Origin of the sequence: Variovorax sp. OV329, assembly GCF_900114785.1 — a bacterium.
GTDB lineage: Bacteria > Pseudomonadota > Gammaproteobacteria > Burkholderiales > Burkholderiaceae_C > Variovorax.
On record NZ_FOUG01000015.1, the window covers coordinates 94,826 to 118,140 of the forward strand.

At 68.1% G+C, this 23,315-nt stretch carries 19 protein-coding genes; 3 read left to right on the forward strand and 16 right to left on the reverse strand.

Annotated elements, in window-relative coordinates:
- Positions 1 to 4: 4 nt before the first annotated feature.
- From BM345_RS22050 to BM345_RS22065, 4 genes are all read right to left on the reverse strand, one after another.
- Complete coding sequence (locus tag BM345_RS22050) at positions 5 to 982, reverse strand: AAA family ATPase (RefSeq protein ID WP_093383692.1); 978 nt, start codon at positions 980 to 982, stop codon at positions 5 to 7.
- On the reverse strand, positions 979 to 3,495 hold the full coding sequence (locus BM345_RS22055; protein WP_254789904.1) for a fused MFS/spermidine synthase: 2,517 nt from the start codon (positions 3,493 to 3,495) through the stop codon (positions 979 to 981). The genes BM345_RS22050 and BM345_RS22055 overlap by 4 nt, the downstream gene beginning before the upstream one ends.
- A gap of 138 nt (positions 3,496 to 3,633) precedes the next feature.
- Positions 3,634 to 5,292, reverse strand: coding sequence for an arylsulfatase (locus tag BM345_RS22060; RefSeq protein WP_093383840.1), 1,659 nt, complete (start codon positions 5,290 to 5,292; stop codon positions 3,634 to 3,636).
- An 81-nt stretch (positions 5,293 to 5,373) separates the two neighbouring features.
- Entirely contained in the window at positions 5,374 to 6,333 is a 960-nt protein-coding gene (locus tag BM345_RS22065; protein WP_254789905.1) for an HAD family hydrolase, read from the reverse strand.
- 286 nt (positions 6,334 to 6,619) lie between these two features.
- On the opposite strand from BM345_RS22065, the gene BM345_RS22070 reads away from it, so the two are divergent.
- Positions 6,620 to 7,024, forward strand: a complete 405-nt coding sequence (locus BM345_RS22070; protein WP_093383697.1) for a DoxX family protein — start codon at positions 6,620 to 6,622, stop codon at positions 7,022 to 7,024.
- Here the strand turns inward: BM345_RS22070 and def are convergent, their stop codons facing one another.
- From def to smc, 5 genes are all read right to left on the reverse strand, one after another.
- Positions 7,025 to 7,564 carry a peptide deformylase gene (gene def, locus BM345_RS22075; protein ID WP_093383699.1) on the reverse strand — a complete coding sequence of 180 codons (540 nt, stop codon included), beginning with the start codon at positions 7,562 to 7,564 and terminating at the stop codon, positions 7,025 to 7,027.
- Between the two features lie 45 nt (positions 7,565 to 7,609).
- A complete protein-coding gene (locus BM345_RS30250) occupies positions 7,610 to 7,852 on the reverse strand; it encodes a hypothetical protein (protein ID WP_093383702.1) in 243 nt (80 codons plus the stop codon).
- A 94-nt stretch (positions 7,853 to 7,946) separates the two neighbouring features.
- Positions 7,947 to 10,010, reverse strand: a complete 2,064-nt coding sequence (gene ligA / locus BM345_RS22085; protein WP_093383843.1) for an NAD-dependent DNA ligase LigA — start codon at positions 10,008 to 10,010, stop codon at positions 7,947 to 7,949.
- 140 nt (positions 10,011 to 10,150) lie between these two features.
- The gene (locus BM345_RS22090; protein WP_093383705.1) at positions 10,151 to 11,257 is read right to left on the reverse strand and encodes a cell division protein ZipA C-terminal FtsZ-binding domain-containing protein; all 1,107 of its coding nucleotides are present in this window, start codon (positions 11,255 to 11,257) and stop codon (positions 10,151 to 10,153) included.
- A 114-nt stretch (positions 11,258 to 11,371) separates the two neighbouring features.
- Complete coding sequence (smc, locus tag BM345_RS22095; RefSeq protein WP_093383707.1) at positions 11,372 to 14,899, reverse strand: chromosome segregation protein SMC; 3,528 nt, start codon at positions 14,897 to 14,899, stop codon at positions 11,372 to 11,374.
- A 209-nt stretch (positions 14,900 to 15,108) separates the two neighbouring features.
- Between smc and BM345_RS22100 the strand changes: the two genes are divergently transcribed.
- Together BM345_RS22100 and BM345_RS22105 are read left to right on the forward strand one after the other, a co-directional pair.
- Complete coding sequence (locus tag BM345_RS22100) at positions 15,109 to 15,675, forward strand: methyltransferase family protein (RefSeq protein WP_093383710.1); 567 nt, start codon at positions 15,109 to 15,111, stop codon at positions 15,673 to 15,675.
- Between the two features lie 78 nt (positions 15,676 to 15,753).
- Complete coding sequence (locus BM345_RS22105) at positions 15,754 to 16,446, forward strand: P-loop NTPase family protein (RefSeq protein ID WP_093383712.1); 693 nt, start codon at positions 15,754 to 15,756, stop codon at positions 16,444 to 16,446.
- Here the strand turns inward: BM345_RS22105 and BM345_RS22110 are convergent.
- The 7 genes from BM345_RS22110 to BM345_RS22140 all read right to left on the reverse strand — a co-directional run bounded on the left by BM345_RS22110 (position 16,416) and on the right by BM345_RS22140 (position 23,218).
- Positions 16,416 to 16,958, reverse strand: a complete 543-nt coding sequence (locus BM345_RS22110; RefSeq protein WP_093383715.1) for a disulfide bond formation protein B — start codon at positions 16,956 to 16,958, stop codon at positions 16,416 to 16,418. The genes BM345_RS22105 and BM345_RS22110 overlap by 31 nt on opposite strands.
- Positions 16,955 to 18,052 (reverse strand): sulfate/molybdate ABC transporter ATP-binding protein, encoded by a 1,098-nt coding sequence (locus BM345_RS22115; protein ID WP_093383717.1) that lies wholly within the window; start codon positions 18,050 to 18,052, stop codon positions 16,955 to 16,957. Before BM345_RS22115 ends, BM345_RS22110 begins: the two co-directional genes overlap by 4 nt.
- A gap of 24 nt (positions 18,053 to 18,076) precedes the next feature.
- Positions 18,077 to 18,991: a sulfate ABC transporter permease subunit CysW gene (gene cysW / locus BM345_RS22120; RefSeq protein WP_093383720.1), complete on the reverse strand. Its 915-nt coding sequence runs from the start codon at positions 18,989 to 18,991 to the stop codon at positions 18,077 to 18,079.
- Positions 18,988 to 19,890, reverse strand: a complete 903-nt coding sequence (gene cysT, locus BM345_RS22125) for a sulfate ABC transporter permease subunit CysT (protein ID WP_093383723.1) — start codon at positions 19,888 to 19,890, stop codon at positions 18,988 to 18,990. Before cysT ends, cysW begins: the two co-directional genes overlap by 4 nt.
- 7 nt (positions 19,891 to 19,897) lie before the next feature.
- The gene (locus BM345_RS22130) at positions 19,898 to 20,911 is read right to left on the reverse strand and encodes a sulfate ABC transporter substrate-binding protein (RefSeq protein WP_093383725.1); all 1,014 of its coding nucleotides are present in this window, start codon (positions 20,909 to 20,911) and stop codon (positions 19,898 to 19,900) included.
- Positions 20,908 to 21,501 (reverse strand): RBBP9/YdeN family alpha/beta hydrolase, encoded by a 594-nt coding sequence (locus BM345_RS22135; protein WP_254789896.1) that lies wholly within the window; start codon positions 21,499 to 21,501, stop codon positions 20,908 to 20,910. Before BM345_RS22135 ends, BM345_RS22130 begins: the two co-directional genes overlap by 4 nt.
- A 145-nt stretch (positions 21,502 to 21,646) precedes the next feature.
- Positions 21,647 to 23,218 carry a phospholipase D-like domain-containing protein gene (locus BM345_RS22140; protein WP_093383728.1) on the reverse strand — a complete coding sequence of 524 codons (1,572 nt, stop codon included), beginning with the start codon at positions 23,216 to 23,218 and terminating at the stop codon, positions 21,647 to 21,649.
- Positions 23,219 to 23,315: the final 97 nt, after the last annotated feature.

Here is a 23,315-nt window from a genome sequence, read left to right on the forward strand (position 1 = left end):
GTGCTCAGGCCACCGCCACCTTCTGCACCAGCCGGTCGATGGCGGCATCGGCCGTGATGCGCGCGGCATGCGCCTCGTACGACAGGATCAGCCGGTGGCGGAACACTTCATGCACCACCGACTGCACGTCCTCGGGCACCACGTAGTCGCGGCCCTGCAGCCACGCGAAGGCGCGCGCCACCTTGTCCAGGCCGATGGAGCCGCGCGGGCTCACGCCCACCTGGATCCACTGGCCCAGTTCCGCATCGATGGGCGCGGGCTCGCGCGTGGCCTGCACCAGCGCGACGATGTACTGCTCCACGGCCGTGCTTACCTGCACCGCATGGATCTCGGAGCGGGCAGCGAAGATGCTGTCCTGCCCCAGGCGCTCGGTGCCGGACACGCCGGCTGCCTGCGGCGTGGACGCTTCCTCGGAACGCGCAAGGCGCACGATCTCGGCTTCCGCACCGCCCTCGGGGTAGCCCACGCTCAGGTGCATCAGGAAACGGTCCATCTGCGCCTCGGGCAGCGGATAGGTGCCTTCCTGCTCGATGGGGTTCTGCGTGGCCATCACCAGGAACAGCGGCGGCAGCGGATGCGTCTTGCCGCCCACGGTGATCTGCCGCTCCTCCATGGCTTCGAGCAGCGCCGCCTGCACCTTGGCGGGCGAGCGGTTCACTTCGTCGGCCAGCACCAGGTTGGCGAAGAGCGGCCCCTCCTGGAAACGGAACTCGCCCTTGCCGCCCTCGCTGAAGTAGATTTCCGAGCCGGTGATGTCCGCAGGCAGCAGGTCGGGCGTGAACTGCACGCGCGAGAAGCGGGCCTCCAGGTGCTTTGCCAGGCTCTTGATGGCGCGCGTCTTCGCCAGGCCAGGAAGGCCCTCGACCAGCAGGTGGCCGTCCGCCAACAGGCCCAGGAGCAGTCGCTCGATCATGCGTTCCTGGCCGATCACCGAAGTCATCATGGCCGCCTTCAGGGCTTGAACGTCCGACAGGGCACTCATCGCTGCGTTCCTGCCGTGGAATTGCCCTGACCCTCGGCCTGCGCCGCGGCCCCGCCGACGAACCAGCGGTAGTAGGGGTTGCCTCCATCCTCGCGCATCAGCTGGCGCATGTCTTGCGCCCAGGCGGCCTCATCGCGGCGATAGGCCGAAAGCCCCGCGCGGTAGAAGCCGCGCAGGCGCCGCTGCTCGGCCGCGAGTTCGGCCTTGAACTGCGCATCCTCGCCGCGCAAAACCGGCATATCGGCCAGCTGGTAGAGCGTGGGCAGCACGCGGGTGAATTCGCCGGGTCGCACCCAGTCGGCGTATTCGATGCGCGGCCGGTCATCAGTCACCGGCAACGCGTCACCCGCGAACTGCTCCAGGCCTTCGCGCCCCATCACCCAGGTGGCCAGCAGGGCCGCCGGCGAGGCCACGCCCACTTCGCCAAGACTCGCGGCCACGGTCGGCTGGTTGAAGCGCTGCGTGATGCGCGGCACATCCAGCTCGATGGGATCGAAGGAGCCCACCAGCAGCATCTCATGCAACTCGGTGCTCCACAAGGTGGCATGCGGGAACGCATCGAGGAAGCTCTTCACCAGCGCGCGGCTGTCCTCCTCGTTCTGCGTAGGCAGCGGCAGCCATTGCGCGAACAGGCCGCCCTTGGCCAGGCGCGATGCCGCCAGGCGATAGAAGTCGCTGGAGTACAGGTTGACCACGCCGACGGCAGAGGGCGGCGGCGGCTCCAGGGTGATGAGGTCGTAGGCCTGGGTGCTGCCCAGCAGCTCGCGCCGGCCGTCGCGCAGGCGGATCTGCACCCTCGGATCACTGGCCACCGACTGGTTGCCGCTGAATTGCGTCGTGGCCCGTGCCACGGCCGGCAGCAGTTCGGCGACCACGCGGTCCTGCAGCGTCGGATAGGCAAGCAGGGCGCCCGCCGTGATGCCAGTGCCCAACCCGATCACCAGCGCGGAGCGCGGCTCCCCCCTGGCGATGATGAGCGGCAGCAAGGCCTGCAGCCGCATGTAGCGCTGCGAGGTCATGGCATCGCCCGAGTTGGACACGCCCTGGATGTACAGGCGCTTGAAGGCGTGGCTGCCCGAGCGCTGCGCGACCACCGCCACGGTGCCGCCGCGGCTTTCCTCGTAGAACACCAGCTCGCCGCCGCGCGCCTTGGTCAGCAGTTGCGCGAGCCGATCGGGGGGCGTCAGCACCGCCGCGATGACCGAGGCGAGAGCCACTGCCGACACAACCGGCCAGGCCCAGCGCGCACGGCCGGGCGCGCGCCACACCGCAACGAGGCCGACCGCGGCAGCCACGAGGGCCAGCAGCCCCAATGCACGCACCAGCCCCAGCAGCGGCACCAGAACGAAGCCGGCGAGCAGCGTGCCGACGATGCCGCCCAGCGTGTTCAGCGCCACCACGCGACCCAGGCCACGGCCCACCTGCCGCGCATCCACCACCAGCCGCAGCGCCACCGGAAAGGCCGCGCCGAGCAGCACCGTGGGCAGGAAGACGACGGCCAGACCCGCGACCGCAAAGCGCAGGCTCATGGAAGCCAGCCGGTCGTCCGGCCCCGGCAGCAGCGAGCCTGCGGCGGATTGCCACTGCAGCAGCCAGGGGCCCAGCAAGGCGAACTCCAGCAGCGCGACCAGACCCGCGCCGGCCACCAGCAATCCGAACACGCCCCAGGGATCGCGGATGCGGTCGGCCCAGCGCGCCTGCAATGCGCTGCCCAGCATCAGCCCTGCGAGATAGGTGGCCAGCAGCACCGAGAAGGCGAAGGCGCGCGTGCTCATGAACTGCACCAGCGCCTGCGACCAGACCACCTCGTAGCCCAGCGCTACGCCGCCCGCGGCGGCGTAGAGCCACAGGGCGGCGCGTGCGGAAGCAGGCATGGGTTCAATGGCCGCCGGAGCCGCGGCGGCTGCCGCGTCATCCTCTGCCACGGCCAGGCCACCCCGGTCCATCAGCCATGCCACCAATGCCACGACGAGGTTCAGGCCAGCGGCCGCCAGCGCTGCACGTCGAATCCCCAGCGCGGGGATGAGCAGGAAGGACGCGAGCAAGGCTCCCGCAATCGCACCCGCCGTGTTGGCTGCATAAAGCCCGCCGCCGGCGCGGCCCACGCGACCTTCGGACGGCGCCACCGCGCGCATCAGCACCGGCAGCGTCGCTCCCATCAGCAAGGCCGGCAGCATCACCAGCGCCATGGGCAGCAGCCAGGCCAGGGGCCCTGCATGCGTTTCCAGCCAGACGAAGGGTGCGGCGGTGCGCGCCAGCGCCAAGGTGGCGAGGACGGCCAGCACCGCGATGCCGGCCTCCACGGCGGCATACAGGCGCAGAGGCCGCGCCTGGCGATCGGCCAGCGGACCGGCCCGCCAGCCGCCCAGCGCCAGGCCGGCGAAGAAGGCACCGACGCCCAGCGCGACGGCATGGACTTCCACGCCCACCACCAGGCCCAGCTGCTTGACCCACAGCACCTGGAACACCAGGGCCGAGAGTCCGGAAAAGAACAGCAAGGAGCCGGCCAGCACCGTGGCGATGCCGATGCGCCCTTCCCTTGCCGTCGTGTCGTGCGCCGGCTGCGAGCCGGCAGGCGCCGGACTGGACCCCAAACCCTGCAACGGGCTTTCAGGTCCGCGCCGGCGCGACCTGCGCATGGCGTGCAACGACTACTTCTTCTGTTGCTGCGGTTGCGACTGCTGCTTCTGGCGCTCGATCTGCGCCTGGACCTTGCGCTTGATGTCCGCGCTCACCTGGTCGATGGTGAAGCTGGCCGCAACCTGGCTCGGCGGATAGTCGAGGAAGGTCTGCAGGAAGTTGCCGGCCCGGCGCCCGCCTTCGAACAGGACGAAGGCGTTCTCCGTCTGCACCTGCTCGTACAGATTGGTCGGCCCGACGTCCGCCCGCTCGTACGGATCCAGCCGCAGGTTGTAGAACTTCGGCGTTCGCAGACAGACGAAGGGTTCCTTCCAGATGCTCATGCCACCCGGCGCCCGCTGCTCGCAGAACACCACCTTGAAGGCCGTCGGGTTGGTCGCCCCCGGCAGCGCGGTGTCGAAGCGCATCGCCACCAATTCGCCGTCGTCGTTGAAGTAGAAATACTCCTCGCGCGCACTCTTCTCGGTCTGGCCGGTCAGCATGGGCAGTTGATTGAAGCCGTCCAGGTGGACCTTGAAGTTCTTGCCGCCGATGCCGGTGCCCTTGAGCAGCCGATCCTTGACGTTGTTGTCGCCCGCAGCGGCCAGCAAGGTGGGGAACCAGTCCATTCCGGAGATCAGGCCATTGCTGGTGGTGCCCGGCTTGATCTTGCCCGGCCACTTCACCATGGCAGGCACGCGGAAGGCACCCTCCCAGTTCGAGTCCTTCTCGCTGCGGAAGGGCGTGTTCGCCGCATCGGGCCAGGTGAAGAAGTTGGGCCCGTTGTCGGTGGTGAAGACCACGATCGTGTCGTCGCTGATCTTGGCGTCGTCCAGCGTCTTGAGCAGCTTGCCCACGTTCTGGTCCATCTCCCACATGCCGTCGGCGTATTCGTGGCCCATGCCCAGGCCGGCCTTGCCGCGGTACTCGGGGCGCACGTGGGTGAAGATGTGCATGCGGGTGAAGTTCATCCACACGAAGAAGGGCTTCTTCGCGTCGGCCTGCTTCTTGATGTAGTCGATGGCCGCGCCCGTGGTCTCGTCATCGATGGTTTCCATGCGCTTGCGCGTCAGCGGGCCGGAGTCCTGGATCTTGCCGTCGGAGCTCGACTTGATCACACCGCGCGGGTTGTACGACTTCAGGAATTCAGGGCTGTTCTTGAACCAGTAGGGCCGCTCGGGCTCCTCTTCCGCATTCAGGTGGTAGAGGTTGCCGAAGAACTCGTCGAAGCCATGCTTGGTGGGCAGGAAGCGGTCCTGGTCGCCCAGGTGGTTCTTGCCGAACTGGGCGGTGGCGTAGCCCAGGGGCTTGAGCGCCTGGGCGATGGTGATGTCGCGGTCCTGCAGGCCGACAGACGAGCCAGGAACGCCGACTTTCGACAGGCCGGTGCGGAACACGCTTTGTCCGGTCAGGAAGCTGGAGCGTCCCGCGGTGCAGCTGTTCTCGGCGTAGTAATCAGTGAACTTCATGCCCTCGTTGGCGATGCGATCGATGTTGGGCGTGCGGTAGCCCACCATGCCGTTGCCGAAGGCGCTGATGTTGGTCTGGCCGACGTCGTCTCCGAAGATGACGAGGATGTTGGGCTTCTTGCCGCCATTGGCCGGCGGCTGGTTCTGGGTCTGGCCTTGTGCCTGCGGCGGCTTGGCCTGCGCACCCGCGCTGGTGGCGCCGAACGCGGCGCCCAGCGCCATGCCCGCCGCCACCAGAGCGCGCGCCAGGCGCAATCGATGGTTTGCTGTCTTCCACATCATCCTGCTCTCCTTTCGGTTCAATCAGGGCTTGCCTGGAAAAATCTGCTTCCAATCCTTTTTCATGCTCACGACCACCCAGTTGCGCCGCGGGGCCTCGTCCAGCGCCTTGTCCAGCTTGCCGAAAGGCGACTGGCGGTCATAGGCGAACTCGCGCTCGGCATCGTCGTGGTGCACCAGCAGGCCCAGGCGGCGCCCGCTTCCGCTGGTCGTGTACTGCAGCATCTGCAGGTCGCCGTCCGAGTTGCCGAAAGCCAGAATCGGCTGTTGCCCGATCTGCATGTAGATGCCCACCGGCTTGCCCGGGCCATCGTTGATGAAGTTCATGGTCGGCTGGCGCATGAGCACCCTGCCGTCGAACACGATGCCCTGCGAGGAGCCCACGACCTGTTCCGGCGGGATGCCGTAGATCTCCTGCGTCCAGGGCCGCATCACTTCCATGGTGCCGCCCGAGACGATGAAGGTCTTGAAGCCCTTGGAACGCAGGTACTTCATCAGCTCCAGCTGCGGCTGGTAGACGGTCTCGGTGTAGGGGCGCTTGAGCGTGGGATGGCGCGCGGTGGCAAACCACTGGCGTACGGTCTTGTCGTAGTCTTCCACCGACATGCCGCTGTTGGCCTGGATGAGCAGTTCCAGCAGCGGCTTCTCGCCCTGGGCCAAGGCGCCCTTCAGGTCATTGGCGGCCAGTGCCTTGTAGACCGGGTTGTCCGCCCATTGCGGATTGCGCGGCGCCGCCGCCTTGACCTGGTCGATCATGAAGGCGAACTGCGTGTACATGGGCTGCTCGACCCACAGCGTGCCGTCGTTGTCGAAGGTGGCGATGCGCTGGGCCGGCGCCACGTAGTTGGGCGAGCCGTCGCGGGTGACGTCGTCGACGAAATCGAGGATCGCCTTGCGCGCCGGACCGTCGGCCCAGGACGGTAATGGATCGGTGCCTGAGAAGCTGGCGCAGCCCGAAGCCGCCACGGCCACGAAGCCTGCCAACAACCATTGCGCAGCAGTTCGCCACCACGCCCCCCTGCCGACTGCGGATAGATACGCCATCGCCCCTGTCACCTCCTGCCGGACCGAAAGGCGTTTTACCTTTCGAGACATTTAACCCGGGTCGCGGCGAGCGTAACCGGCTTGGGTGTCGGACGCAATCGCAAACCTGATAGCTAAGGTCCTGCAAACGCGGCCGCTGTGCGCGATCGCGGCCGCCGTCACAGACTTGAACCACAATGGCGCTTTTTTTCGTCAACCCAAATCAAGAGAGAAAGTGGCAACTGCAATGATCCGTTCCGACGACACCGGCAAGCTCGTACTTCGCGTGGCACTGGGTGTGCTCATCCTGCTGCATGGCATCGCCAAGATCAGCTCCGGCGTGAGTGGCATCGCCGGCGGCCTTTCCGCCCAGGGCCTGCCGGGCGCGCTGGCCTACTTCGTCTACGTGGGCGAGGTGCTGGCCCCGGTGCTGCTGATCGCCGGCATCTACACCCGGCCGGCGGCGTGGGTGGTGGTCATCAACATGCTGGTCGCCATCTGGCTTGTTCACACCAAGGACCTGGCGGCGCTGAACAAGCAAGGCGGCTGGGCGCTGGAACTGCAGGGCATGTTCCTGTTCGCCGCCGCGGCCGTGGGCTTCATGGGTGCAGGCCGCTTCAGCGTGGGCGGCACCGGCGGGCGCTACAACTGATCAGTCGTCTTCGCTGGCATCGAGGCCTGGAAACAGGACCTCGGTGAAGCCGAAGCGCGTGAAGTCGCGCACCCGCATCGGGTAGAGCTTGCCCAGCAGGTGGTCCACCTCGTGCTGGACCACGCGCGCATGAAAGCCGCTCACCGTCCGGTCGATCGGGTCGCCGTAGGGATCGAAGCCGGTGTAGCGGATGTGCGCGAAGCGCGGCACCACGCCGCGCAGGCCGGGCACCGAAAGGCAGCCTTCCCAGCCCTCCTCTTCCTCCTCGCCGATGGGCGTGATTACCGGATTGATCAGCACCGTGCGCGGCACCACGGGCGCGTCCGGATAGCGGGGATTCGGTGCATTGGTGCCGAAGATCACCAGTTGCTGGTCCACGCCGATCTGCGGCGCCGCCAGGCCCGCGCCATTGACCGCAGCCATGGTCTCGAACATGTCGCGCACCAACAGGTGCAGCGCGTCGCTGTCGAACTCGGCCACGGGCTGGGCGATGCGCAAGAGCCGCGGGTCGCCCATCTTCAGAATGTCTAGCACTGCCATGCGCCGATTATGTGGCGCCCGCGCATGGCAGCGGCGGCGGGTGCGTCAGCGCCAGTAGCCGCGACCCCAGTACCCGCGCCCACCGTAGTAGCCGGGGCGCCCGTAGTACCCGCCCCCGCCGCCGTAGTAGCCGCCGCCCACGCCGATGCCCACGCTCACGGGCGGCGCCACCACCACGGGGGCGGCACCGTAGGAGCCATAGGCGGGCGGCGCGACCACGCAGCCGCCCAGCAGGAACACGGCCGCGCCGGCGCTGCCGGCCAGGGCCAATCGTCGAAATGTCTTCATGGGCGTTCTCCTGAATGTGCGTTCATCTCTGCCCATTCAACGCCCCGTCCAATGCCCTGTTGACCCCGGCGTGTGAAGCCTGGGTAAAGCGCATTCAGGCTTGCAACAAGTCGAGCATCTGCGCTTCGTCGATGATGTTCACGCCCAGCTCGCGCGCCTTGTCCAGCTTGCTGCCCGCCTCGGCGCCCGCGACCAGGTAGTCGGTCTTCTTGCTCACTGAGCCCGCCACCTTGGCGCCGGCGGCCTCCAACCTGTCCTTGGCCTCGTCGCGGCCGAGGTTGGGCAGCGTGCCGGTGATGACGAAGGTCTTGCCCGACAGCGGCTTGGGCGCTCGCGCCGCGGGCTCGCCCTCTTCCCAGTGCACGCCGCTGGCGCGCAACTGCTCCACCACCTCGCGGTTGTGGGGCTGCTGGAAGAAGGTGTGCACGCTCTGCGCCACCACCGGGCCCACATCGTTCACTTCGAGCAGCGCTTCCTCGCTCGCATCCATGATCGCGTCGAGCTTGCCGAAGTGCAGCGCCAGGTCCTTGGCCGTGCTCTCGCCCACGTGGCGGATGCCCAGGCCAAAGAGGAAGCGCGGCAGCGTGGTGCTCTTCGATTTCTCCAGCGCCTGGACCAGGTTCATCGCCGACTTCTCGGCCATGCGGTCCAGCCCCGCCAGCGTGCTCAGGCCCAGCTTGTACAGATCGGGCAGCGTGTGGATCAGCTTCCCGTCCACGAGCTGTTCCACCAGCTTGTCGCCCAGGCCCTCGATGTCCATGGCACGGCGCGCGGCGAAGTGCAGGATGGCTTCCTTGCGCTGGGCGGCGCAGAACAGGCCGCCGCTGCAGCGGTGGTCGACCTCGCCTTCCTCGCGCACCGCGTCGGAGCCGCACACGGGGCATTTTGCGGGCATGGTGAAGACCGGACCGCGCTGCTCGGGTGCCAGCGCGGCGCTCTCGGGCAGCACGCCCACCACTTCGGGAATCACGTCTCCGGCGCGGCGCACGATGACCTTGTCGCCCACGCGCACGTCCTTGCGCCGCACCTCGTCCTCGTTGTGAAGCGTGGCGTTGGTCACGGTGACGCCGCCCACGAACACCGGTGCGAGCTTGGCCACCGGCGTGAGCTTGCCGGTGCGGCCCACCTGGATCTCGATGCCCACCACCTCGGTCACCTGTTCCTGCGCCGGGTACTTGTGGGCCACCGCCCAGCGCGGCTCGCGGCTCTTGAAACCGAGCTGCCGCTGCAGTGCCAGGCTGTTGACCTTGTAGACCACGCCGTCGATGTCGAAGGGCAGCGCGTCGCGCTGCGCCGCGATGCGCGCGTGGAACTCGACCAGCGCCTCGGCGCCCTGTCCCACGGCCCGGTCCTTCGACACCGGCAGGCCGAAGTCGCCCAGCGCGTCCAGCATGCCGCTGTGCGTGTCGGGTTGCGCGTCCCAGCCCACGACCTCGCCCAGGCCGTAGGCATAGAAGCTCAGGGGCCGCTGGGCGACCAGGGCCGGGTCCAGCTGGCGGATGGCGCCGGCCGCGGTGTTGCGCGGGTTGATGAAGGTCCTGTCGCCGCGCTCGCGCTGGCGCTCGTTCAGGCGCTCGAAATCGTCGCGGCGCATGTAGGCCTCGCCGCGCACTTCCAGCACCTGCGGCGCATCGCCGCGCAGGCGCAGCGGGATCTGGCCGATGGTGCGCAGGTTCTGGGTCACGTCCTCGCCGGTCTCGCCGTCGCCGCGGGTGGCGCCCTGCACCAGCACGCCGTCCTCGTAGCGCAGGTTGATGGCCAGGCCGTCGAACTTGAGCTCGGCCGCGTACTCGACCGGCGGCGCATCGGCGGCCAGACCCAGTTCGCGGCGCACGCGCGCGTCGAAGGCCTGGGCACCGGTGGCGGTGGTGTCGGTCTCGGTCTGGATCGAAAGCATGGGCACCGCATGGCGCACCGGCGTGAGCCCCGGCAGCACAGCCCCGCCCACCCGCAGCGTGGGTGAATCCGGCGTGCGCAGCTCGGGGTGCGCCTTCTCGATTTCCTGCAGTCGCTGGAAGCGCTTGTCGTACTCGGCGTCCGGCAGTTCCGGGGTGTCGAGCACGTAGTACATGTACGAGTGGTGCTGCAACTCGGCGCGCAGGCGCTGGGCTTCCGCGGCCAGTTCGACCGGGGATGTGGCTGTGGAGGATGGACTCATGGCGATGTGGAGTGGGTTCCGCATGCGGTGCGGAAGGTCGATTCTCTTCTCAGTCGCAACGGCCTGCCGCCGCGCTCAGGCGGCCTCGGCCGATTGGACGACGGCAACACCCGCCAGACAGGCTGGCCGAACGCAATGGATCAGCTGAACAGCCGGCGCGCCAGCACGGAGCCGGCGGCGAGGTCGCGCGAATCGAGGGTGTCGTAGAGCTGCTCGAGGTCGGCGCCGATGATGTCCATGGTGTCCTCGCGAAGCAGCTGGCTGTCGCCGTCGGTCACCACGCCATCCATCTCGCGGGCCAGCGCAGTGGCAACCTCGCGCATGCGGTTGAAGGGCTGCTCGCCGCGGTCCACCTGCGGCACGTCCAGGCTCAGCACCAGCTCGCGGATTGCCGACTGCGTGGGGTCGTCCGCCAGCGCAGCCTGGGTGTCGAAGGCCAGGCCGAGGATGGGCGGCAGGCCGTTCTCGCTGGCCGGCAGCACCATGCGGCCGGGCAGCAGGCCGGCCACGAAGCCCAGGCGCGCCGCGTTCTGCTGCACGTAGCCGGGGCTCCAGGCCGCGTGGCGGGCGCGCAGCACGAAGCTCAGCTGCGCGTCGTGCGAGCTGGCGAACTGGTCGAGCTCGCGCGCCCGGCCCACCTCGTCCAGCATCTCGGGGAATTGCGGCGTGCCGTTGACCGCATCGGCGAAGGCCGAGGCCTTGACGGTGAATTCGGAGAACTCGATCTCGTTGAGCGCACCGGTGCGATTGGCCATCTGCACACCAGCCTGGAAGGCGCGGTAGCGTTGGCCGGGCGCCGGCTGCTCCCACTGGCCGCTCGCATGGTTCAGGCCCTCGATGGCCACCGGCTTGCTGCCCGCGCGGCGCGTGGCCGGCATGGCGGCCAGGGCCGCCTCGCCCGACACGACGCCGTCCAGAGCGATGGGCGCGATCACGTCGATGAGCGCGTCGAGGGCACCGCGGCGTTCCACCGCGCCCGCACCCAGCGCCGTTGGTGCCGGCAGGTCCGGATCGAAAAGCGGCTCGTGCCGGTCGGCCCCCGGGTCCGTCGGCGGGTCCACATGCAGCACGGGTTCCTCGCTATCTTCGCGCCGCAGCGGCTGGGGTGCGGACGCCGCGGCCTCTTCGGGCGAGAGCTGGGTTGGCTGGCGCGGCGTGTTGCGACGCGAGGTCCAGGCGTTGTAGCCAATGACGGCAGCAAGCACCAGGCCGCCGAGGATCGCGAGCGCGACGGTGAGGTTGCTCATTCGGAAAGCTCCGTGCTGCGCACTGCGGTGCGCGCGGCCGTGTGCGGGCTCATTCGAAAACCTCCGTGCTGCGCACTGCGGTGCGAGCCCCCTTCGGAGCGGCCGTGCGGGGGCTCATGCCGCCTCGGCCATCGAGGCTGCGGCTTCCATGTCCACCGCGACGATGCGCGAGACGCCCTGCTCCTGCATGGTCACGCCGATCAGTTGCTCGGCCATCTCCATGGCGATCTTGTTGTGGCTGATGAAGAGGAACTGGGTCTCTTTGCTCATGGCGGTCACGAGTTTGGCATAGCGCTCGGTGTTGGCGTCGTCCAGCGGCGCGTCCACCTCGTCCAGCAGGCAGAAGGGCGCGGGGTTGAGCTGGAAGATGGCGAAGACCAGCGCGATGGCGGTCAGCGCCTTCTCGCCGCCCGAGAGCAGGTGGATGGTCTGGTTCTTCTTGCCCGGTGGCTGCGCCAACACCTGCACGCCCGAATCCAGGATCTCGTCGCCCGTCATCACCAGCTTGGCGTTGCCGCCGCCGAAGAGCTCGGGGAACATGCGGCTGAAGTGGTCGTTGACGATCTTGAAGGTACCGCCCAGCAGCTCGCGCGTCTCGCCGTCGATCTTGCGGATGGCGTCCTCCAGCGTGCCGATGGCTTCGTTCAGGTCGGCGGACTGCGCATCCAGGAAGGTCTTGCGCTCGCTGGCCACGTTCAGCTCGTCCAGGGCAGCCAGGTTGACCGCGCCCAGTGCAGCGACTTCGCGGTGCAGGCGGTCGATCTCGGTCTGCAGGCCCGTCAGGCGCACCTTGTCGGACTCGATGGAAGCGGCCACTGCCTCCAGGTCGGCCTGCGCGTCGGTGAGCAGCTGCGAGTACTGCTCGAAGCCCAGGCGCGCCGCCTGTTCCTTGAGCTGGAACTCCGTGATGCGCTGGCGAAGCGGGTCGAGCGCGCGCTCGATCTGCAGGCGGCGCTCGTCGCTGGCGCGCAGCTTGATGGTCAGGTCGTCGTACTGGCTGCGGGTGGCGCCCAGGGCCGCCTCGCGCTCCATCTTCAGCGACAGCGCGTTCTGCAGGCCGGCCTGCGCCGCTGCGTCTGACAGCCGCTCCAGCTCGGCGCGGGCACGCCGGTCTTCGTCGGCGAGCGACACGGACTGCTGCTCGGCCGTCTGGATGGCGCGCTGCAGCTCGGCGCGCCGCGCGTCGAGGGTGCGCTGTGCGAAGGTTGCCTCCTGCGCCTGGCGCTCCAGGCTGCGGTGCTGCTCGCGGCTGTCGGCCAGGCGGCGCTGCGCCTCGATGACCTTCTCGTCGAGCTGGGCGTGGCGCTCCTGGCTATCGGCCAGCTGCATGTCCAGTTCCTCGAAGCGGGCCTCGGCGGCGACGCGGCGCTCCTGCAGCTCTTCGAGTTGCGCGTTGACCTCGCCCAGGTCGGAATTGAGCTGCGCGCTGCGGGCGCGGGTCTGCTCGGCCAGCTGCGTCAGGCGCAGCGTCTCCACCTGCAGCTCGTGCGAGCGCGACTGGGTGTCGGCGGCTTCGCGCCGGGCGGTGACCAGGCGCGAGGCAGAGTCGGTGTAGGCGGCCTCGGCTCGCACCAGCGCGCTGCGGGCCTCTTCGCTGAGCAGGGCCTGGGCACGCAGCTGGCGCTCGAGGTTCTCCATCTCCTGCTGGCGGGCCAGCAGGCCGGCCTGCTCGGAATCCTGCGCGTAGAAGTTGACGCCGTGGGCCGACACGGCATGGCCGCTCTTCACATAGATCACGCCGCCCGGGGGCAGCTTGTCGCGCAATGACAGCGCCTCTTCGAAACTCTGGGCGGTGAAGCTGTCATGCAGCCAGTCGGACAGCAGGGCCTGCAAGCCGGCGTCGTTCAGGCGCAGCAGGTCTGCCAGGCGCGGCAGGCTGCCGGCGGCTGCGGGCTGCGCGGCACTGGGCGGGCTGTAGAAGGCCAGCTTTGCGGGCGGCGCGTCCTTGCCCTCGGCACCGAGGAAGCCGCGCACCATGTCCAGGCGGCTGATCTCCAGCGCGCCCATGCGCTCGCGCAAGGCGGCTTCCAGTGCGTTCTCCCAGCCCTGCTCGATGTGGATCCTGGTCCACAGGCCCTGCAGGCCTTCCAGGCCGTGCCTGGCGAGCCAGGGCGCGAGCTTGCCGTCGGTCTTGACCTTCTCCTGCAGGGCGCGCAGCGCCTCCAGGCGGGCGGACAGCTCGGCATGGCGGGCGCTCTCGGTGTTGACCTGCTGCTGCTTCTCGCGCCGCGACTCGTCCAGCAGCGGCACCGATTCCTGCAGCTCGTGCAGGCGGGCATCGGATTCGCTCGCGGCTTCCTGCGCGGCGGCCAACTGCTCCTGCATGTCGGCGAGCTTGGCCTCGTCGGGCGCGGCCAGGGCGCGCTTGTCGGTTTCGAGCCGCTCGGCGCGGACGCTGAGCTGGCGCACCTGGTCGTCGATGTTGCGCTGGTCCGCCGCCAGCACCTGGATCTGCTGCTGCACCTGCGTGACTGCCACCCGCTGCGAGTTGGCCTCGTCCTGGGCGCGCTGCTGCGCTTCTTCCAGCTCGGGCATGCGGGCGTCGTGCTCCTCGAGCTGCGCGGCCAGGAGGATCGCTTGCTCCTCGGCGTCCACGCCCTGCCCGGCCAGCGTCTCGATCTCGGCCTGGGCTTCCTCGCGACGGGTGCCCCACTGCGCGATCTGCTCCTTGAGCTGGACCAGGCGCTGCTCGACGCGCTGGCGGCCCTCGACCACGAAGCGGATCTCGCCTTCGAGCCGGCCGACCTCGGCGCTGGCCTCGTACAGCTTGCCCTGCGACTGGTTGACCTGGTCGCCGGCCGCGTAGTGGGCCTGGCGCACGGTTTCGAGCTCAGCCTCGACATGGCGCAGCTCGGCGGTGCGGGCTTCAAGGTCGTTGATGGACTTTTCGGCGTCCATCTTGATCTTGGCCTGATCCGCCTCGCTCTCGCCGCGCTTGAGGAACCACAGCTGGTGCTGCTTGCGCGTGGCATCGCCCTGCAGCGTGTTGTAGCGCGCCGCCACCTCGGCCTGCTTCTCCAGCTTCTCGAGGTTGGCGTTGAGCTCGCGCAGGATGTCTTCCACGCGCGTCAGGTTCTCGCGCGTGTCCGAGAGGCGGTTCTCGGTCTCGCGGCGGCGCTCCTTGTACTTGGAGACGCCGGCGGCCTCTTCGAGGAACAGGCGCAACTCTTCCGGCTTGGATTCGATGATCCGGCTGATCGTGCCCTGGCCGATGATGGCGTAGGCCCGCGGGCCCAGGCCGGTGCCAAGGAACACGTCCTGAACGTCGCGCCGGCGCACGGGCTGGTTGTTGATGTAGTAGCTGCTGGTGCCGTCGCGGGTGAGCACGCGCCGCACCGCGATCTCGGTGAACTGGCTCCACTGGCCGCCGGCGCGATGGTCCGCGTTGTCGAACACCAGTTCCACGCTGGAGCGGCTGGACTGCTTGCGGCTGGTGGTGCCGTTGAAGATCACGTCCTGCATGGACTCGCCGCGCAGTTCCGAGGCGCGCGATTCGCCCAGCACCCAGCGCACCGCGTCCATGATGTTCGACTTGCCGCATCCGTTGGGGCCGACCACGCCCACCAGCTGCCCGGGCAGCATGAAGTTGGTCGGCTCAGCGAAGGATTTGAAGCCGGAAAGCTTGATCGAGTTGAGGCGCACGAGCTCTTGCCCTGCCTGGCCGGGTTCTGCCTGTATGGCAGGACTTCGATCCAAGCTGTTGATTTACAAGGAATTTGATCGCAGGGGGAACTGCGGGTCGAGGCGAGGATGATAACTTGCGGTGCCTCATCCCGACGTCCTGGGAGTCCCCAAGTGACCAATGTCAACGACGCATGCAGCGCCGCCGCGTCTGCGTGTAGATTTCCCGCATGCTTCTGCCCCTGCAGGCCTACCCCGCAACTTTCGTCATCGTGAGTTCGGTCTTGCTCTACATCTCGCGCAGGTCGATCACGCGGCCGCGCTCGCACGGTTTCTACCGATTCTTCGCGGTCGAGTGCATCTTCGGCCTGATCTGGATCAACCTGCCGGTCTGGGGCGACGATCCCGCGCTGTCACCCAGCCAGTTCGCGGCGCTGCTGCTACTGGCCACGTCGGTCTGGCTGCCGCTGCATGCGGCGCGCCGCCTGAGACGGTGGGGCCAGCCGAACAGCACCCGCCGTGACGAGGCACTGCTCGGCTTCGAGAAGACTACCCGGCTCGTGACCACGGGCGCCTTCCGATACATCCGCCACCCCATGTACACGGCGCTGATCTGCCTGGCCTGGGGCGTCTTCCTGCAGCGCTTCACCTGGCTGGGCCTGCTGCTGGTGCTGGCGGCGACCGCGCTGATGTTCATCACCGCCTGGCGCGAGGAGAAGGAGTGCCTCGCACATTTCGGCGACGCCTACCGCGACTACATGCGCCGCACGCACCGCTTCGTGCCCTACCTGGTCTAGCGGCGCAGCATGTGCGGGCGGGTGCACCCTAGAATGCCTCGCAACCCCGGCAACCAACCTCAAAGGCAAGGCAGGTTCATGAGCTCCCTCAATTTCATCGGTGGCGAAAAAGGCGGCGTGGGCAAGTCGGTGACTTCGCGTCTTCTGGCGCAGTACTTCATCGACCGCAGCCGGCCTTTCGTGGGCTTCGACACGGACCGCTCGCACAGCTCCTTCACGCGCTTCTACCAGGGCTTCGCGTCCCCGGTGGTCGTCGACAGCTTCGAAGGGCTGGACACGGTGGTCAACGGCTTCGAGAACAACCCAGAGCAGAGCGTGATCGTCGACCTGGCGGCACAGACGCTGGCGCCGCTGTCGCGGTGGATCAAGGAGTCGGACCTGTTCTCGGTCTTCGACGATCTGGGGGTGAAGGTCAATTTCTGGCACGTGCTGGACGACGGCCGAGACTCCACCGACCTGCTGGGCACGCTGATCGACACCTTCGGTGACAAGCCCAACTACATCGTGGTGCAGAACTACGGCCGCGGCAGCGACTTCGGGCTGCTGCTGGGCTCGCAATCGCTGGCCAAGGCGACGCGGGCGGGTGCCAAGGTCATCGCCCTGCCCCGCCTGCACGATGCGAGCATGCGCAAGATCGATGCGCAGAACACCAGCTTCTGGAAGGCGGTGAACGACCGCGAGGGCCCCTCGGCCCTCGGCCTGCTCGAACGCCAGCGCGTGAAGAGCTGGCTGGCGACTTCCTACGCTGCCTTCGACACCTTGCCGCTGTAGCCCCCGCCCGTGCGGCCTCGCCCGCCGGCAATCAGAAGGCCGACGATGAGCAGGCCGAACACGGTGAAGGCGACGAAGGACCAGTTGGCGATCGACAGGCCCAGGAAGGTCCAGTCGATCTTGGAGCAGTCGCCGCTGCCGCGGAAGATCATCGGCAGGGCGCGCTGCAGCGGGAAGGTCTCGATCATCCCGTAGATGTCGCGGCCGCAGCTGGTGAACTCAGGCGGATGCCACTGCAGCCAGCTCTGGCGCGCCGCCGTGAAGGCGCCGCCCACGCAGGCCACCAGCCCCAGCACCGCCCAGGCCACGCGGCCCCCTCGGCCGCGCACCGCCGAGGCCAGGCCGGCGAACACCGCCACCGCCACCAGCGCGTAGCGCTGCACCACGCACATCGGGCAGGGCTCGAGCCCGACCACGTGCTGCAGGTACAGGCCGAAGGCCAGCATGGCCACGCAAGCCAGGCCGATCAGGCCGAACGCACGGCGCGGCGCGCCAAAAAACCAATGGATCAAGGTGACACCCAGTCTTCTTCGACGAACACCCGGGCCTTGCGGGGCGTGGCAACCACTTTGGCGCCTTCCTTCAGACCCAGGTCGCGGAACTGTTGCGCAGGGATTTGCGCTTCGATGATGGTTCCGCTGCCTGGATTATCAGGATTCGATTCGACCGGCTCGAGTTCCAGCCGCGCGATGGGTCCGACCACGATGGCGCGGCCGATGCTCGCCACGATGCCGCTGGCACCCTCGACATAGGGGCGCACCTCCAGGTCGTGCGGGCGCACATAGGCCAGGGCCTTGGCGTCGCGCGCGCCGCCGTGCTCGGGGGCCTCGAAGCGCACGCCCTGCACCTCGACCTCGCCCTCGTGGGCGCGGCCGTGGAACAGGTTCACGTCACCCAGGAAGCCGTAGACGAAGGGGCTGGCCGGGTGGTCCCACACCTGCTGGGGCGAGCCCACCTGCTCGATGCGGCCGCTGTTCATCAGCACCACGCGGTCGGCCACTTCGAGCGCCTCTTCCTGGTCGTGGGTGACGAAGATGGAGGTGACGTGCAGTTCGTCGTGCAGCCGGCGCAGCCAGCGGCGCAGTTCCTTGCGCACCTTGGCGTCCAGCGCGCCGAAAGGCTCGTCCAGCAGCAGCACCTTGGGCTCGACCGCCAGGGCACGCGCCAGGGCGATGCGCTGGCGCTGGCCGCCCGAGAGCTGCGAGGGATAGCGGTCGGCCAGCCAGTCGAGCTGCACCAGCTTGAGCAGGTCCGTCACCTTGGCCTTGATCTGGGCTTCGCTGGGCCGCGTGGCGCGGGGCTTCACCCGCAGGCCGAAGGCCACGTTCTCGAACACCGACATGTGGCGGAACAGCGCGTAGTGCTGGAACACGAAGCCCACCTGGCGCTCGCGCACGTGCACCGCGGTGGTGTCCTCGCCGGCGAACAGGATGCTCCCGGCGTCGGCCGTCTCCAGGCCGGCAATGATGCGCAGCAGCGTGGTCTTGCCGCAGCCCGAGGGGCCCAGCAGGGCCACCAGCTCGCCGGACTCGACGTCCAGGTTGACGTTGCGCAGCGCGTGGAAGTCGCCGAACTGCTTGCTGACGTTGCGGATCTCGATGCTCATTTCTTGTTCCTCTCGCTCACTCTGTCATGCCGCGGCCGCGTCCTGCGGCGGGCGCTCCGGCGGCAGGTCGGCCAGGGCCTTCATCTCACGCTCGTGCCGCCATTCGATGAAGGACTTGATCACCAGCGTGACCAGGGCCAGGATGGCCAGCAGCGAGGCCACGGCGAAGGCCGCGACGGACTGGTACTCGTTGTAGAGCACCTCCACGTGCAGCGGCATGGTGTTGGTCTGGCCGCGGATGTGGCCCGAGACGACCGACACCGCGCCGAACTCGCCCATGGCCCGCGCATTGCACAGGATCACGCCATACAGCAGGCCCCACTTGATGTTGGGCAGCGTCACGCGCCAGAAGGTCTGCCAGCCGGTGGCGCCCAGCACGATGGCCGCCTGCTCCTCGTCCGTGCCCTGCGCCTGCATCAGCGGAATGAGTTCGCGCGCAATGAAGGGGAAGGTCACGAAGATCGTCGCCAGCACGATCCCGGGCACGGCGAAGATGATCTTGATGTCGTGCGCGGCCAGCCAGGGGCCGAACCAGCCCTGGGCACCGAACACGAGCACGTAGATCAGGCCCGCCACCACGGGCGACACCGCGAACGGCAGGTCCACCAGCGTGGTCAGGATCGCCTTGCCACGGAACTCGAACTTCGCGATGGCCCAGGCCGCCGCAACGCCAAACACCAGGTTCAACGGCACCGTGATGGCAGCGACGATCAGCGTCAGGCGGATGGCCGCCCACGCATCGGGCTCGCGCAGCGCTTCGAGGTAGGCGTCCAGGCCCTTGCGCAGCGCCTCGGTTGCCACCGCCGCCAGCGGCAGTACCAGGAACAGGCCCATGAAGGCCAGCGCAAGGCCGATGAGCAGCACGCGCACCAGCGGCGACTCCGTGGTGCCCGCCTGCGCGCGGCGCACGCTGCCGCGCAATGCCGGTCCTCCGCTCATGACGTGCCTCCCGAGCGCTTGCGCTGCCACCCTTGCAGTCCGTTGATGACCAGCAGCATCACGAAGGAGATGACCAGCATCACCAGCGCCACCGCGGTCGCGCCGGCAAAGTCGTACTGCTCCAGCTTGCCGATGATGATCAGCGGCGTGATCTCCGAGATCATGGGCATGTTGCCGGCGATGAAGATCACCGAGCCGTACTCACCGATGGCACGTGCGAAGGCCATGGCGAAGCCGGTCATCAGCGCCGGCATGATCGCGGGAAGGATCACGCGCCAGAAGGTCTGAAGCCGGGTGGCACCCAGCGAGGTCGCGGCCTCTTCCAGTTCCTTCTCGGTGTCTTCCAGCACCGGCTGCACCGTGCGCACCACGAAGGGCAGCCCGATGAAGATGAGCGCGATCACCACGCCGGCCGGCGTGAAGGCCAGCTTGATGCCGTGCGGCTCCAGGTACTGGCCGATCCAGCCATTGCCGGCCAGCAGCGCCGTGAGCGAAATGCCCGCCACCGCGGTGGGCAACGCGAAGGGCAGGTCCACCAGCGCGTCGATGATGCGCTTGCCGGGAAACTGGTAGCGCACCAGCACCCACGCCACCAGCAGGCCGCCGAAGAGGTTGACCAGCGCCGCCAGGAAGGAGGCGCCGAAGGTCAGGCGGTAGGAGGCCAGCACGCGCGGCGAGCTGACGGCCGTCCAGAAATGGTCCCAGCTCAGCGTGAAGGTCTTGAAGACCAGCGCCGACAGCGGAATCAAAACGATCAGGCACAGGTAGAACAGCGCGTAGCCCAGCGTCAGGTTGAAGCCGGGCAGCACCCGCTTGGCCTTGCCGCTGCGGGGGCCCTTGCCACGCGAAACCGGCGCTGCCGGTTTGGATGGCAGCGCCGGGGAAATCGAAGCGCTCATGGCCTGCCTACTTGGCGCCCGGGGTGTAGATCTTGTCGAACTGGCCGCCGTCGTTGAAGTGCACCTTCTGCGCTTCGCTCAGGCTGCCGAACAGTTCCTGCACGGTGAACAGCTGCACCGGCTTGAAGGTGTCGGCGTGCTTCTTCAGGATGGCCTGCGAGCGCGGACGCAGCGCGTGCTTGGCGGCGATCTCCTGGCCTTCGTCCGAATACAGGTAGTCGAGGTAGGCCTTGGCCAGCTCGCCGGTGCCCTTCTTGGCCGTGGTGCGCTCGACCACCGCCACCGGGTTCTCGGCCACGATGCTGATCGACGGATACACGGAGTCCACCTTGCCGGCGCCGAACTCGCGATCGATGGAGACCACTTCGGATTCGAAGGTGATCAGCACGTCGCCGATGTTGCGCTGCAGGAAGGCGGTGGTGGCATCGCGGCCGCCGCGTGCCAGCACCGGCACGTTCTTGAACAGCTTGCCGACGAACTCGGCGGCCTGGGCGTCGCTGCCGCCCTTCTTCTTCACGTAGCCCCAGGCAGCCAGGTAGGCGTAGCGGCCATTGCCGCCGGTCTTGGGGTTGACGACCACGACCTGCACGCCGGGCTTGATCAGGTCGTCCCAGTCCTTGATGGCCTTGGGGTTGCCGTTGCGCACCAGGAACAGCATGGTCGAGGTGGTGGGCGCCGCGTTGTCGGGGAATTTCTTGGCCCAGTCCTTGGCGACCACGCCCTTGTCGGCCAGGAACTCGATGTCGGTGCTGGTGTTCATGGTCACCACGTCGGCCTCCAGGCCATCGGCCACCGAACGCGCCTGCGCGCTGGAGCCGGCGTGCGACTGGTCGATCTTGACGTCCTTGCCGGTGGTCTTCTTGTAGTGGGCGACGAAGGCGGCGTTGTAGTCCTTGTAGAACTCACGGGCCACGTCGTAGGACACGTTCAGCAGGCTGTTCCCTTGTTGCGCGAAGGCAGGCGCCACGGCGGCGGAGGCCAGGGCAAGAGCGGCGAGGATTTTTATGGTTCTGGTGGTCATGGTTGAGCCAATCGTTCTGCTGTGAAACTGGAATCTGGTGGTTGCGCGGCGGCAGGCACGTCGCCGTCGGTGAGGGACTGGAACAGCGCCCGGCCCAGTGGCCAGGGACCGTGTCCCGATGCGTGGTCGATGTGCCCCGCATTCTGCATACGGACGAATTCGCTGCCCCAGGCGCGGGCATAGGCGCCGGCGAGGCGCACCGGGCAATGGGGATCGTTGCTGCTGGCCACCATCACGCTGCGGTAGGGCAGCGGATCGTGCGGCACGGGAGCGAAGCTGGAGATCTGGGCGCGGCGCTCGGGGTCGCAGGGCGCCACCAGCAGCGCGCCGCGCACGTGCAGGGCCACCCGCATGCTCAGATGCGACACCGCGACGCAACCCAGGCCGTGCGCTACCAGCAGCACGGGGTCCTTCGCCGCCAGCACCTGGGCTTCCAGCGCGGCCAGCCACACGTCGCGGTGGGGGGTGCTTTCGTCCGGCGGGGTGAACCACTGGCCGTCCTGCCCCTCGGCCGCCCACAGGCGCTGCCAGTGGCCGGCGTCTGCGGCGCCATGCCAGTCGGGCACGAAGATGGTGTGGAAACGGCTCACGAGGCTCTGGAAGTGGTCGGAGCCTGCGATTGTGCGAAGCCTGCCTCGGATAACAAACAAATATCTATTTGTTTGAATATAGGGAAATTGGCATAAAGAGAATTCCGAAGAGATCTAAGGCGGAGCGGACCGCCGCCGCGGCCGCCTAGAGCAGTTCTTCGTCGATCACCGCAGACAGCACCGACAGCCGCATCCGCCGGCCCCAGTTCAGCGAAGGCTCGGTGGCGTGCACCACCTGGCGGTCGCCGTCCCGCGCCACCCACTGCAGGCGCGTGCGGCCGGCGCCCCCGGCGCGCAGCTGGTAGCTACGCGGCAGCCGTTGCGCATGCAGCAGCGCCGAGGCCTGGGCCGCCAGTACGGGGCTGTCGATGATCAGCGCCATCTCCGTGTTCGAGTGGGCCGAGCGCCGGTCCATGTTCATCGAGCCGATGGACAGCCAGCGCCCGTCCACCACCGCCACCTTCGCATGCAGCCTGCCCAGTGAAGGGCCGCGGTCCTCCGATTCATGGACGGCAGCGTCGGGCGGCATCAGCTCGTACAGGTTCACGCCCATGTCCAGCAACGCCACGCGGTAGCGCGCATAGCCGAAGTGGGCCAGCGGCTCGTCGGTGGTGCCCAATGAATTCGTGACCACCGACACGCGCACCCGCGCGGCTGCATTTCGCATGGCCAGCAAGCCGCGCTCGCCGGGCACGAAGTACGGCGAGGCAACGAAGATCTCGCTGGATGCCGACTGCAGGAAGTCGAGATTCGCCTGCATCACGGCGCCGTCTTCCATCGCGACGCCCGTCACCTTGTCCGGCGAGTCCGCCACAACGCGCACCGGGGCCAGCGCCATCTCGACGCGGCCCAGCCGCAACTGCGCGCCAAGCGGAAGCTGGCCGAGGTCGTCCAGGTCGCCGGCTGGCAGCGGCGCCGCCATCGCCTGTGCCTGCACGCGCCGGTCGAAGGCCAGGCGCGCGGGCTCGCCCTGCGCCTCGGGTGCCGCCAAGCTTTGGACGGGGTAGGCCTGCTCGCTGTTCCAGTAGCTGTCGAACACCGCCGACATGCGCGCCACCACCGGGCCGGCCGAGAGCAGGTCCAGGTCGATGAAGTTGGCCGGTTCGCTGCGCTCGAAATAGGCATCGGCCACGTTGCGGCCGCCGCTGACTGCGAAGGCGTTGTCCGCCACCAGCAGCTTGTTGTGCATGCGGCGGTTGATGCGCGAGAACTCATGCAGCGACAGCAGGGTGCGCGCTGCCACGCCGCCATCGCGCACCGGCAGGGGGTTGAACAGGCGCACTTCCACATTGGGCTGTTCCGCCAGGCCGGCCAGCAGCGCGTCTTCGCCGCCGGCGTAGAGGTCATCCACCAGCAGGCGCACGCGCACGCCACGTGCACCGGCGTCACGCAGCTCGCGCAGGAACTGGCGGCCCGAGCTGTCGTCGGCGATCTGGTAGTACTGCGCGTCGACGCTCCGGCTGGCCATGCGGACCAGCGCGATGCGCGCCTCCAGCGCGTGGTCGCCGGCCGGCAGCAGGCGCAGGCCGGAGCGCGCCGTGCCGCCCTCTTCCACCGGGCCCAGCGAGGCGGCGGCGACCGTGGCCAGCGTCGTGTCGTCCGTGTCGGCAAAGGCCTGGGAGTGCGCGCGTTCCACCCCTTGCGGCAAGCCGGCGCAGCCTGCCAGCACGGCGAGCAGCATCGGCAGGAGCCAGCGGCAAAAGGCAAGGGATTCCATGCACGGAATCTAGGCATTCGCGAGCTGACCCACGAGTCAGCAATGCGCCAGGAGCGAGTGAAATAGTTCACACTCGACATGCAACCCACCCCGGTTT